The organism is Cohnella lupini, assembly GCF_003386205.1.
GTDB lineage: Bacteria > Bacillota > Bacilli > Paenibacillales > Paenibacillaceae > Cohnella > Cohnella lupini.
In genome coordinates this window covers 60,072-72,729 of sequence record NZ_QRDY01000020.1, presented here as the reverse complement: position 1 = coordinate 72,729, position 12,658 = coordinate 60,072, and the positions used below count along the sequence as shown (strand labels likewise).

Sequence of the window (12,658 nt, the reverse complement as noted above, 5' to 3'; positions counted from 1 at the left end):
CCGCCGAGCGCATCCATCTCCCCCTTCTCACCTCCATCTCCCCAAGCGAAGTGTGACGATGCGCGATGGCCAGCAAACACATGCCAGCCAACCGCGACGAGCCATAGATTTTCATTGACAACAGTTGTGATAATGATTATCATTTACACTTGTCAAGACGCGTTGATGAGAACAATTATCAACGGTCGGTTATCACCCCTCCCCTTTCCGAAACATGCACGAATACATAGAAACATAACTTATCAGGAGGAATCATGATGTCAGCAATTACTTCAGTCTCACGCTCGAAAAAGTGGCTAACGCCAATCGCCCTTACCGCCGCTCTCGTGGTGGGAGGATGCTCGTCCAACTCCAACGGAAACAATGCGTCGGAGAGCCCCGCGGCTTCCGCTCAAGCGAGCGGTCAATCGCCCGACCTAAGCAAGGTAAATACCTACTTGGTAGATAAAGCGACCGCGCTGCATACCAGCACTTCCGATCTGCAGAAGACGGCTAATGAATACTATGAACTAGCCAAAGAGTCCGACTTCGACTACGCGGCGCTGTGGAGCAAAGAACAAACGAAAGTAAGCGAGCTCGTCTTGCACGCCAAGAATATTTTCCTTACCGCGAATTCTTCGTATGAGACGATGGAAGGAATCGTTGCCGGAGTAAGCGATCTGTCCCATTACGACGTAGACATCGATGCCGGTAACCCAGCCGGCGATGGCGCCGAGGACGTCGTCAGCTTCGACGTTAAGCTTCCGGACGGCAAGACGCTGGAGAAGCCGGGCAACTTCTTCTACCTCGAGGAGCTTACGCTGTGGGGCACGAACCCGGATTGGGCGGCTCAGACCGTGAAGCCCGACTTGGACGGAAACGGCGCCGTCGATTTCGGCGAAGTTCTGCCGGATGCCAACGTATTCAAAGGCTTCACCGATAGCTTCGTGGAAATGTCATCTTCCCTGCTGTCGGATGCTCAAGCTTGGAAAGCTACTCCGGAAGACGCGCTCACGGCGCTGGTCGTTATGGTACCGACGATGGAGGAATACTTCCAAGCTTGGAAAGAAACCCGCTTCGTTAGCGGAGATCAATCGACGAGCCAGCAATTCGTTGCCGTATCCCGCCTTCAGGATATCGCGGATATCCTGTCCGGCTTGCAGATCGTTTACGCGGAGATGAAGCCTACGATCGCCGCAACGGATTCCGCGCAAGCAGAGCAAACCGAAGCGGAGCTTACCGACTTGGTCAGCTTCGTATCCGGACTGTATGAGCAAGAGAAATCCGGCACGAAATTCAAACCGGAGCAGGCGGACTCTTTCGGCGCGGATGCTCAAAATAAAGCGACGGCCATAGCGGGACAAATTACGCAGGTTGCCGCGACGATGGGGATTGAGATCGATGCTTAAGAACGGACTACGAAAGCTCTATATGCTGACCTTGATTGCAGGCTTGCTTCCATTGTGGAGCTCGCCTGCTTCTGCCTTTTCCGCGGAGGATCCCGCCACGGCCGCAAGAACGATGCAGAATGCCGTCGCGCAATCCCAAACTTTGCAATCCGCGGGAGACACCGAAAGCTTGACCTCTGCTCAATCAAGCTTAAGCACGGCCGCGGAACAATACCGATCCTACTTAAAAAACGAAATAGAGCAAGCTAACCCGATGGTTAACGAGCGAATCGAGTCGGCACTGCAGCAAGCGGTGCAAGCATTGCAATCCGGCAACGAACGAGAGATGGCCGCATCAAAGTCGCAACTGTCCATCGGCCTGCTGGCCGGAAGCTATGCCGTGACCGACAAAGCGCTTGCGGACGGCAACGGAGCGAAAGCGAAGGAATGGCTCCGCCTCCGCGAGTTCAGGCAAACGACGAGATTCTCCCGCCCGAACACGGACGGCACGCTCGCCGTCGAGGAATTCATTGCCGGCAAGACGACCAGCGATGATGCCAGGGCCAGATTGTCCACGGACCTGCTCGATACGTATCAGGCGAGAATGTCCAAGTCTCTTCAGGACTTAGCCGATGCGGAGTCCAAGGATTTCGCTATCCGTAGGGCGGAGCATGCATCCGCCGCGGAGAGCTATTTCGCGATCATCTCCGAAGCTTACCGCTCCCAGAAAGGTGACGCGGAGCTGGCAAGAATCAGCGATCGGTTCGCCGCCTTACGAGCCGCCGCGATCGAAGGCAAATCCGCGGCGGCGGAGATCGACGCTCTCCAGCACGATCTTCGCGGCTTCCGCGCCGCGCCGTTGACGCTGGACGAGAAGAAACGCCGAGCGGGGCAGATCTCGCGCTTCATCGGATTGATTTCGGTCGAATACGGCCGCGCCGTTGGCGGCGGAAAAGTCATCAAGGACTTCGAAGTCATCGAAGCGACTTCCTTCCATACCGGGGCCGTTAACGCCTTCGACGAGCTGCAAGGCGATCTAGAAGCCTTCGACGCTTCCAAGACTACCGAGTTGGAGACGTTGCTGAAAGAGCTGAAGGTCGTTTTATCCGATGCGACGGCCCAAACCAAAGTCGCTTCTCCGAAAATCGTGGACGAGAAAACGGAACGCTTCCACGAGCTCTTCTCCGGCATGATTCCGGCCGAGTGGACGAAGAGAAGCATCGCCGGCGATTTCGATACCGTTATCTCCTTGCTCGATCAAGTCGAGAGCGCGATCGCTTCCGGACAATACGACATGGCGGAATCGGCTCGATTAGAGGCCTATGCAGTCATGGAGACGGGTCCAGAACCGAGAATCGTGGCATTCGCCCCGAACTTCAAGCCAATTATCGAAGGGTTGTTCTGGAACGGCTACCACGAGAATCCCGGCTTGGCGAAGCTTATCTCGCAGCACGCGTCCAAGGCCGATATCAAAGCCGAACGCAAGGAGCTCGAGATTCAGCTCGGCAAAGCCCAAGACGCGATCGGCGGAAGCAACTCCTCCGCGACGGCCGTATCCGTCAACACGGCTACGATCGTTTTTCGCGAAGGCTTGGAGGCCGTGCTTATTCTGGCGGCTCTCATGGCCGGCTTACAACGCGGAGCCTATGCGCACTTGCGTAAGCCTCTCTGGTGGGGAGCGCTTGCCGCTCTTGGCGCCACTGCCATCACTTGGTTGCTGGCCAGAGGACTATTAAGCTCGCTAGCCAGATTCGGCGAGCATCTCGAAGCGATCGTGTCGCTCATCGCGGTTGCCGTTCTTCTCCTGATCACCAACTGGTTTTTCCACAAAACGTACTGGAGCGGATGGCTGCAGAGCTTTCAAAAGAAAAAAGGCGAGATCGCCAGAGGCGACGTCGGCCAGATGATCGGCATGGTTATCCTCGGATTCACGAGCATTTACCGGGAAGGCTTCGAAACGGTGCTCTTCCTGCAAGCCATGGTACTCGACGCGGGCTCCGGGGTCGTCATGGGCGGAATCGGATTGGGGATGGTCGGCGTTATCGCTGTAGGTTTGCTACTCTTCCTCGTCCAAGTTAAGCTGCCTTACAAGAAAATGCTAATCATCACCGGCGTTATGATCAGCAGCGTATTGGTAACCATGGTAGGGATGACCGTTCACGTATTCCAAGTGGTCGGCTGGTTGCCGCTTCACGCGATCCGAGCTTTCGAGTTCCCCTACTGGGCTAGCCTTTGGTTCGGATTATATGCGACCTGGGAAGGCTTGGTTCTGCAAATCGCATCTTTCGTTTTCGTACTCGGAAGCTATTTCCTAGCTAAAGCTCTAACCAAGAGCAAACGCAAGGAGAAAAACGCTCCGGCTGCCGCCGATCCTCAAACGGCTTAATTTGATTCAAAGCAAAAGACCTCAGCGGGCGCCCGTTGAGGTCTTTTTCAACCTATCCTTTTCCGCTATTCCGAAATAAGGTAAGATGACGTTGGAAACATCCGTTAATAGGGGAGGCTGCGCAACGTTGAAAATTAGAGTGCTGATCGCCGACGATAATTCCTTCATTCGGGAAGGCATGAAAATCATATTGACTACCTTTAACGATTTCGAAGTCGTCGGAACGGTGGAGGACGGCGCGGAAGCCGTGGAGTTCTGTCGTCGCAACGAAGTGGACGTCGTGCTGCTGGACATGAGAATGCCGAACATGAACGGCGTGGAAGCGACCCGTATCCTGACGGCGGAAACCACGGCAAAACCGCTGATCTTGACGACATTCGACGATGACGAATTCGTACTCGATGCCATTAAAGCCGGCGCGCGCGGATACTTGCTTAAGAACAACGATCCCGAACGCATTCGCGATGCCATCAAAAGCGTGCATAATAACCATCAGGTTCTGCAAGACGTCATCTTGGACAAAATCAGGTCCAGCCTTCTTGCCGATAGCGCGAATGCGAATCCTTCGACAAGCCCTCAGGCTCCCGCGGCGCCGAACTTCGCTAATTCCCATCCTTCCATCGACCGCGGCTTATTCACGGAGCGCGAGCTCGACGTCATGGCGCAAATCGCCAACGGATTGTCCAATAAGGATATTTCGAAGAAACTGTTCATTTCCGAAGGAACGATCGCAAATTACATTACATCCGTCCTGAACAAAACGGGGTTGGAGCACCGGACGCAAATCGCGATTTACTACTTGACCGGCGAAACGAGAACATCGGACGGATAGGAGCGCTCTTCCCATGGATTTCTGGATTATCAGCAACAAGACGGCCGTTCTTGCCTACGTGATCGCGATCACGTTCTTTCTTGCGCCCTCGGCCGATGCTTGGTACATACTCGTTTCCCTCTTCTACCTTATCCTGAATATCTCCATTCCTATTTTCAAAAAAACAGGACCCAAACAGCTCTTGTCCATCCTCTCGGCTGCTTTCGTTATCGGATGCGCGCTTCTATTAGACCCGTTATTCGTACTGCTTCTCCCCGTCAATTTATATGAGGTCGCTTGGCTTAGCGGCTGGAAGAAAATATATACTCCATTGCTGATGCTCGCCACGATACCCTTCATCCCCACCTCCTTTCTGCCTGCTTACTTATTAGCGGCGTTTCTTAGCCTATTGCTGCTGGCAAACGTCCGGATTGCGATCGAAAAATCCGCGAAATGGGAAGCCGAGGCCGAAAGTATGCGGGAGGATTTACAGAGGTTAAATCGTTCGCTAAGCGAAAATAAGGAATATATGAGACAGTCCGAATATACGATCAAGCTGGAGGAGCGCAATCGCATTTCCCAGCAAATTCACGATGATATCGGCCATGCGATGGCAGGCGCGCTTATACAGATGGAAGCCTCCAAGCGTCTGCTCGCCATCGATCCCGACAAGTCTTCGGAACTCATCGGCAACGCCATCTCCATCTCCAAGGAAGGACTCGAGAGAATCCGCTTCACCTTGAAGGACGCGAAACCCCGTTCCGAGGAGCTTGGCATCCATCGTCTCCGTTTAATCGTGGACGAGCTATCCGCCAAGCATTCCGTGGACGCGACTCTCGCGCATGACGGAGACCTTGAAAGCATTACCCCTATTCACTGGAAAATCATTCAAGAGAACGCGATCGAGTCGATCACGAACTCGTTGAAATACGGTAAAGCGAGCGGAATCCATATCGAGATCAAGGTGTTGAACAAATTCATTAAGTCGGTGGTTTCGGATAACGGCATAGGAGCGGACAAAGTGGTCAAGGGGCTCGGTATCGTCGGGATGGAGGAGAGGGCGGCAACGGTGGGCGGCACGGTTATCGCGGACGGAACGAAGGGTTTCAGCGTGACGACGCTATTGCCTTGCTAGGCAGGGTAAATGTTCACGCTAAGCCTATGAAGGAAACAGGAAGATTCTCATGCCGATAGGATGAACTTATGCACTGACATAAGGGCATCCTATTTCTTTACAATACATACATAACCTCTTGAGAGGTAATTCAAAAAATCCGATTTTGATCACGAAGTTTAGCAGGAAGTCAATTCGACATCGAATCTTGAATTCAGCCGGGACTTCCGGTTCTCACGTAGGTTTGCCTACGCTCCGATCCTCATTCCCTAGCTTCTTTCAACCTTCTCGGTGCTGAAAACCGGACTTTTTGAAAAATAACATTATGAGATGGAGCGATAAACATGAACGTACTCGAGATTCGCAACCTGACCAAGAAATTCGGAGATTTCGTTGCCGTAGATAACATGTCGCTTAACGTTCGCGAAGGAGAAATCTTCGGGTTCCTGGGAGCGAACGGCGCGGGCAAGAGCACGACGATCAACATGATCTCTTCCCTGCTGCGGGTGAGCAAAGGAGAAATTCTCATTCTCGGCCGCAATATCGTATCGGATAGCCATTTCGCCAAAATGAACATCGGCATCGTGCCGCAGGACTTATCCATCTACGAGAATATGACGGCTTACGAGAATGTCAGCTTCTTCGCCGGACTCTATGGAATCAGAGGAGCGTTGCTGAAGGAACGCACGGCGGAAGCGCTGGAATTCGTCGGCCTCGCCGATAAGCATAAGAGCTTTCCGAAAAACTTCTCGGGCGGAATGAAACGCCGGCTGAATATCGCTTGCGCCATCGCCCACCGACCGAAGCTCATCATCATGGACGAACCGACCGTCGGAATCGATCCCCAATCGCGGAATTATATTTTGAACTCGGTGAGAAAGCTGAACGAGATGGGATGTACGATTATTTACACGAGCCATTACATGGAGGAAGTCGAAGAGCTTTGCACCCGAATCGCCATCGTCGACCACGGCAAGATCATCGCCGAGGGTACGAAAGAGCAGCTCAAGGCTATCATTACCGATACGAAGGATATCTGGATCGGCATTAAATCGGCGGGCTCCCAGGACATCGAGCCGTTAAAACAAATCCAAGGCGTGACCTCCGTACGGCTGGACGAAAATACGATCAAGATCACTTCGAAAGGCGAAGTCAACAATCTTAACCGAATCATTCAGCAGTTGATTAAGGACCAAGCCGAGATCCGTTCCGTCGAAGAGCAAGCGCCGAATCTGGAGACGGTATTCCTGACCTTAACCGGCCGGAATCTCCGCGATTAAGGAGGAACATTCGCCATGAACGTATGGAACATCATGATCAAAGAGATTAAATCGAGTCTCCGGTCGACGCAAACGTTTATCTTCATGCTTGCTTTTCCGATATTGCTCATGCTCATTCTCGGCACGGCGCTAACGAACGCGTTCTCTAGCACCGCCCAAATCGGCGATATGCAATTATTGTATTCCAACAAGGCAAGCAATCCTCAGCTCATACAACACTGGCAAGGATTCTCCCAGGCCATAGAACACGAAGGGATACAGATCGTCCCCGCCGCGGACGGCACCAACGGCCAGGAGGAAATCCGCGAAGACCGTTACACCGCATACGTCGAGCTTGGCGATGATGGCATACAGGTGTACGGCAGCAGCAAACACGCGATCGAGAGCAATATTATTCAAGGCATGCTCACCGCTTTTGCGAATCAGTACAATCTAGCCGCGGCCGCGTTCAAGCAAGATCCTTCGAAAGCCGAGGCTATCCTGGCGAACGCGAACGGCGGATCCCATATCGTCCGGGAAACCTCCCTGGATCCGAATAAACAAGCAGGCTCGATGGACTATTACGCCATATCGATGACGACGATGATCGCTCTCTACTCCGCTTTACCGGGAAGCTTCCTATTTCGCAGCGAGAGAACTCGCAAAACCGCTATCCGCTTGATGGCCTCCCCCGTTAGCAAGGGATCGCTCTTCGCGGGTAAAGTTCTGGGAAGCACGATCATTAATTTCCTCTGCATCATAGCCGTCGTTCTTTTCAGTCTATTCGTATACGGCGCCAATTGGGGTGACCATTACGGAATGGTATTCCTCGTCCTCGCAACGCAGGTTATCTTCTCCATAAGCTTGGGCCTTGGCCTTAGCTACTTGCTCAAAGGAGATTCGGCGCGATCGTTCATCATGATCTTCACGCAGATCGCGTCGTTCGTCGGAGGGGCATACTTTCCCGTCGACCAACGCGGAGGCGCATGGATCACTCAGATATTACCGTATATCTCGCCGCTTCATTGGGCGAATACGGCGTTAACGAAAATCATTTACGCCGACGACTTAATGGCCGCATGGCCGACGATCGGCGTTAACTTAGGGATTGCGGCCGCATTCCTTATCACGGCAGCCTTAATCATGCGCAAACGGGAGGCGTTATAAACATGCAGACGATTCTATGGCTTGCCCGCAAGTCCATCATCAATACGTTTCTTAAGGAAAAAAGGTGGATAGTCTATTTCGGATTACCGCTTGTCGGAGTATTGCTTTCCATGGTGCTCTATAGCAACTCAAGCGGAATGGCGCTCCGCGTCGGAATCGTGAACGGCGACGGTAATCAGGCGATTACGCAAGACGCGATCCGATTCGTCGAAGGGTTAAATCAAGTAGAAGTCACGTTAACCGACGATAGCGCTCTTCGTGCCGATATCGCAGCCGGCAAGCTGGATAGCGGCCTCGTGTTTGCTGAAGGATTCGCGGACAGCTTAAGAAACGGCCAACCGGCGGCCCTCGATCTCGTCTCCGTCAAAGGCGCTCAAGTAACGGCTTACGTCAAGGCGATGCTTGAGGGGTACCTCGGCAACGTAACGGCAATCGGCAAGGAAACCGAAGGCGATCCGGCCGCCTTCGACAGCCTCTACGCCGAATACGCCAAGCAAAGCTACAAGATTACCGCAGAAACGGTTAAAGATACTTCGAAAATGAAGGATATGACCTATCAGTCGATCGGCTTTCTGATTACTTTCATGCTTTTCTCGGCTATCAATATGTCGGAGTTGATCCTGAAGGAGAAGGAGAACCGCACGTTCCTCCGCATCCTATCGTCGCCTGTATCCGCGAGGGCATACGTCGTCTCCAACGTGCTCGTAAGCTTCATCGTCCTTTTCTTGCAGATCATCGTGACGTTGTTCTTGATGAGATCCGTCTTCCACGTCGATTCCGGAATCCCGTATGGCCAGATGATCGCGATTCTGCTTTTGTTCTCCTTGGCCTCCATCGGCCTATCTCTCATGATCGTGGCCATCGCGAGAAGCAGCCAAGCGGCCGGCGGGTTATCGAACCTCATTATCACGCCGACTTGTCTGCTCTCGGGCTGCTTCTTCCCGATGGATATCATGCCCGACGCCGTCCGGAAAATATCGAATTTCTTCCCGCAGCATTGGTTGCTCGATTCGATCAACAAGCTACAGCGCGGCGACGGGTTCGGGAGCATCGGTTTGAATCTGGCCATCCTGTTCGCCTTCGCGGCCGCATTCGCTATCATCGCCATCTATCGTTTCAGCCGCAATAACGATACTCGATTGTTCGTATAAATTACCGTGAAAATACCCCGGAGCCGATCGAGAGATCATGCTTCCGGGGTATTTTATTCTTTTGTTCCATCCCGAGCTTCGGTTCCCGGTAAGGCTTAGCCGCATATAGTAACAAGTCTTGCCTCTCTTAACGCGGTTCCTTCTAATTTGTTTAAGATCGCCGTTTCGCGTTTATAAAATGCATATAAGTTCTTTGCGTAATACAATCCCAATTATAAAGGCAGGTTTACCCATGGATCCTAAAACGAAGCAGCTGCTCTACATTTCCAAGTTCGCGGCTATCGATTGCATACCGGCTATCAAACCCTACCTTCCGCACGCGGTAAAGGCCGGGGCGTCCAAAGAAGAGATCATGACGGCCTATATTTCCAACGTTCCATCGAGATCGCTCATCCATGCGTTGCCTAAGCTGAAGGAAGTATCGGATTCTCTCGACGAGATTCTCATTTCTTCAAGCGCTTAGCTTCTCGGAGTTACGATAATGAAACAGGGGTTGCTTCGTCAAGTCCGAACGGACTCGCGAAACAACCCCTTTTAATTTAACGTCGACTTAAGAAAGTATATCCTTTAGCGCTTGGGAAGAGTTATCCCACCACTCCTGATTATGTTCTACCAGCAGCTTACGAAGGGCTTCTTTTTCCGTCGGACCTATATTGTCCAACATGATCTTGCGCTTGAGGGAAGCATCCAGACGGTTAACGTGATCGGGAAGTATCTTCCATCCCCTTCTGGCCTCCGTATCGACGAGCATTTCGCAGGAAGTAGCTCCCGCATAATAAGACCCGTTCTCGTTGCGGTCGACGGCTACCCAAACGATCCAAGCCGGACGACCGTTAGGTACGTTCGCCTTGTCCGGGGAAAATTTAATACCCTTCTCGATCTTGCTCTTCGCATGCATCGCGCCGACATCGATATAAGCTACGCCTTCGTCGATAATAACGCAAGAAACTTGACTTAAGTCGATCGTTCCTGCACCGAATCCCCTATGCTCCTTGTTACTTACTACGTTAAGCGAAAGCTTCTTCTTCTCGACCGGCTTATCCTGGTTCTCCATGATCGTCCTCCTGCGTTTTCCCGTTAGATATGAAAAAAACCGGAGCCTAGACCTCTTGAAATCGAGATCTAATCCGCTTTCTCTGCTTGCTCGTGGATGGGAACGTATGTTCCATCTATTTTAGGCAATCCTGTACTCAACATCATAACAAACCGGAAAACATAAGTCTATTGTTTTTATCGAAAATAAGCCACAATAAGTGAAGTTATTATTTATTAGCAAGCAAGGAGGCACCAGACAGTGGATCCCATTAACACGTTGTACCCTGAAGAACAAGAAAGGCTGCAACAAACCTTTCAAGAAATCGAACGTCAACGCTCCGATATCGGTCCGGTGTACCGCGGGCAAGATTACGTGGAGCAGCTCCTCGAAGCCAAGCGCGAAGAAACCCGACAACGGCTGGACTTGCTGGACAACGACCCTTACTTCGGTCGGCTCGACTTCCAGGAAGACGGCAAAGCCGCTCCTCTTCCCTTATACATCGGCAAGCGGGGCTTAGATCTCAAGGAGACGGCCGCACCTTACGTCATCGATTGGCGAGCCCCCGTGGCAAGCTTATTCTATTCGTTCACCGGCGGCGATGCTCCCGTTACTTACGAAGCACCGGATGGCACCATCCAAGGAGAAATCTATCGCAAACGCAATCTATCCATCCGCGACAAAACGTTAGGAAGAGTCGTGGACAGCTACGAGCGCGGCGGAGACAACATCGGGCTCAACGACGAATTCCTGCTATATAAACTCGGCGACAAGAAGGATAACCGGCTGCGCGATATCGTGTCCACGATCCAAGCCGAACAGGATTTGATCATCCGCGCTCCGCGTTATAAGGCGCTGATCATTCAAGGGGCTGCCGGTTCGGGAAAAACGACCGTCGCCTTGCACCGGCTAGCGTTCCTGCTCTATCAATACCAGCAGCAGATTCGCGCGGAGCGAATGGTTATTTTCGCGCCGAACACGATGTTCCTCGATTATATCTCGGGCGTGCTTCCGGAGCTCGGAGTCGGCAACGTCAAGCAGACGACTTTCGCCGAATGGGCGCTTGACCGGTTGAACGACAACGTTCGTATGGCGCAAGGAACGGTCGAGGGCAATGTTTGGTTTTCCCTCGAAGGAACACGTCCTCCGATCGACGATGAGACGCCCGGCCGCTTCAAGGGCTCCCTTGCCTTCAAGTCTTGGCTGGACGGCAAGCTGAAGGATTTCGAAGAAAACTTCCTGACGGATCAGCCTTTCGAAGCCTGGGAGGGGCGCGTCTTGCCCGGTTCCATGATCCGCGAATGGTTCGAGGTGGAATATCGCCATTATCCGCTTGCCGCACGACGGGAAAGGTTATCGGCAAGAATCAACCGGTGGCTGGAAATGCAGTTAACGAACATCGGCGATCCGAAAATCCGCAAGGATAAGAGCAAGACGGGCAAGCAGCGGCTTCGGACTTACGTAAACAAGCTCCCCAAGGCGGATGCCCTCTCCTTCTACCAAAGTATTTTCGCGAGCGGGGCGGAAGGTAGCATTCCCAAGAAGGTTCTCTCCGGGACGCAACCCTATCTGAAAAAGGGATTCGTTCAGCCCGAAGACTTGGCCGCCCTCGTATGGATTCACTACGTATTCAACGGAGCGGAAAACCTGGCGTTCGATCACGTCGTCGTGGATGAGGCTCAGGACGTCTCCCCTTTCCAGATCGCGCTATTGAATACCTTTATGAACGAGCCGTCGTTTACTATTCTCGGCGACTTGGCGCAGGGCATTCATGCTTATCGGGGCGTCCAGCGATGGGATGAGCTGTCGGCCGTGTTCGACGAGGAGCATAATTCTTACCACGTCTTGAAGCAAAGCTACCGTTCCACGCTCGAAATCATTGAATTCGCCAATCGGATTCTGCCCCATACGGACACGGGCCTCCCTCCCGCCGAACCGGTTTTCCGGAGCGGAGACCCCGTCGACGTCGTTCGTCTTGAGCGCGAGGATGAGAAAGTGCCGTTTATCCGATCGTTTATCGACGATAATCAGGAACGCGGTATGAGGACGATCGCGATAATCGGACGTAAGGATCAAGAGTGCACCAGCCTTCACGAGGAGATGGTTCGAGCGGGCATCGAAGCGAACCTGATCTCCGAAGGCCAAGCTTCTTACCGCGGCGGAATCACGGTCGTCCCCGTTTACTTGGCGAAGGGTCTTGAGTTCGATGCGGTGCTCGTCGCGAACGCGAACGATCGGCAGTATGCTCTGACTCCACAGGATGCCAAGCTGTTATACGTCGGCTGTACTCGCGCCCTTCACCAGTTGACGCTTTATTATTACGGGGAGGAGACGGGTTTGTTGTCTTCTTGAAGGATAGCCAAAAAAACA

9 protein-coding genes and 2 pseudogenes are annotated in these 12,658 nt (G+C 52.7%); 10 read left to right on the top strand and 1 reads right to left on the bottom strand.

The window, feature by feature from the left end; translation table 11 throughout:
- The first annotated feature begins 254 nt into the window (after positions 1-254).
- From DFP95_RS23235 to DFP95_RS23200, 9 genes and pseudogenes are all read left to right on the top strand, one after another.
- Positions 255-1,388: an EfeM/EfeO family lipoprotein gene (locus DFP95_RS23235; RefSeq protein ID WP_147304211.1), complete on the top strand. Its 1,134-nt coding sequence runs from the start codon at positions 255-257 to the stop codon at positions 1,386-1,388.
- On the top strand, positions 1,381-3,753 hold the full coding sequence (locus DFP95_RS23230; protein WP_115995079.1) for an FTR1 family iron permease: 2,373 nt from the start codon (positions 1,381-1,383) through the stop codon (positions 3,751-3,753). The genes DFP95_RS23235 and DFP95_RS23230 overlap by 8 nt, the downstream gene beginning before the upstream one ends.
- Positions 3,754-3,880: 127 nt before the next feature.
- Positions 3,881-4,292, top strand: a pseudogene (locus DFP95_RS29885) (response regulator); the annotation flags it as partial.
- Between the two features lie 80 nt (positions 4,293-4,372).
- Positions 4,373-4,585, top strand: a pseudogene (locus DFP95_RS29880) (response regulator transcription factor); the annotation flags it as partial.
- Between the two features lie 13 nt (positions 4,586-4,598).
- On the top strand, positions 4,599-5,699 hold the full coding sequence (locus DFP95_RS23220) for a sensor histidine kinase (protein ID WP_115995077.1): 1,101 nt from the start codon (positions 4,599-4,601) through the stop codon (positions 5,697-5,699).
- Positions 5,700-6,022: 323 nt separating this feature from the next.
- Complete coding sequence (locus DFP95_RS23215; RefSeq protein WP_115995076.1) at positions 6,023-6,958, top strand: ABC transporter ATP-binding protein; 936 nt, start codon at positions 6,023-6,025, stop codon at positions 6,956-6,958.
- A 15-nt stretch (positions 6,959-6,973) separates the two neighbouring features.
- A complete protein-coding gene (locus DFP95_RS23210) occupies positions 6,974-8,104 on the top strand; it encodes an ABC transporter permease (RefSeq protein WP_115995075.1) in 1,131 nt (376 codons plus the stop codon).
- Between the two features lie 2 nt (positions 8,105-8,106).
- The gene (locus DFP95_RS23205) at positions 8,107-9,255 is read left to right on the top strand and encodes an ABC transporter permease (RefSeq protein ID WP_115995074.1); all 1,149 of its coding nucleotides are present in this window, start codon (positions 8,107-8,109) and stop codon (positions 9,253-9,255) included.
- Positions 9,256-9,487: 232 nt separating this feature from the next.
- A complete protein-coding gene (locus tag DFP95_RS23200) occupies positions 9,488-9,718 on the top strand; it encodes a carboxymuconolactone decarboxylase family protein (RefSeq protein WP_181907573.1) in 231 nt (76 codons plus the stop codon).
- 87 nt (positions 9,719-9,805) lie between these two features.
- Here the strand turns inward: DFP95_RS23200 and DFP95_RS23195 are convergent, their stop codons facing one another.
- Positions 9,806-10,309, bottom strand: coding sequence for a YwhD family protein (locus DFP95_RS23195; RefSeq protein WP_115995072.1), 504 nt, complete (start codon positions 10,307-10,309; stop codon positions 9,806-9,808).
- Between the two features lie 240 nt (positions 10,310-10,549).
- Here DFP95_RS23195 and DFP95_RS23190 point away from each other — a divergent pair, with 240 nt between their 5' ends.
- Positions 10,550-12,640: a HelD family protein gene (locus DFP95_RS23190; RefSeq protein WP_115995071.1), complete on the top strand. Its 2,091-nt coding sequence runs from the start codon at positions 10,550-10,552 to the stop codon at positions 12,638-12,640.
- Positions 12,641-12,658 lie beyond the last annotated feature (18 nt).

Bases quoted from the DNA above. Each gene is read 5' to 3' on its own strand.
- DFP95_RS23220 (WP_115995077.1), top strand. From the start codon at position 4,599: ATGGATTTCTGGATTATCAGCAACAAGACGGCCGTTCTTGCCTACGTG.
- DFP95_RS23210 (WP_115995075.1), top strand. From the start codon at position 6,974: ATGAACGTATGGAACATCATGATCAAAGAGATTAAATCGAGTCTCCGG.
- DFP95_RS23200 (WP_181907573.1), top strand. From the start codon at position 9,488: ATGGATCCTAAAACGAAGCAGCTGCTCTACATTTCCAAGTTCGCGGCT.
- DFP95_RS23230 (WP_115995079.1), top strand. From the start codon at position 1,381: ATGCTTAAGAACGGACTACGAAAGCTCTATATGCTGACCTTGATTGCA.
- DFP95_RS23215 (WP_115995076.1), top strand. From the start codon at position 6,023: ATGAACGTACTCGAGATTCGCAACCTGACCAAGAAATTCGGAGATTTC.
- DFP95_RS23195 (WP_115995072.1), bottom strand. From the start codon at position 10,309: ATGGAGAACCAGGATAAGCCGGTCGAGAAGAAGAAGCTTTCGCTTAAC.
- DFP95_RS23205 (WP_115995074.1), top strand. From the start codon at position 8,107: ATGCAGACGATTCTATGGCTTGCCCGCAAGTCCATCATCAATACGTTT.
- DFP95_RS23235 (WP_147304211.1), top strand. From the start codon at position 255: ATGATGTCAGCAATTACTTCAGTCTCACGCTCGAAAAAGTGGCTAACG.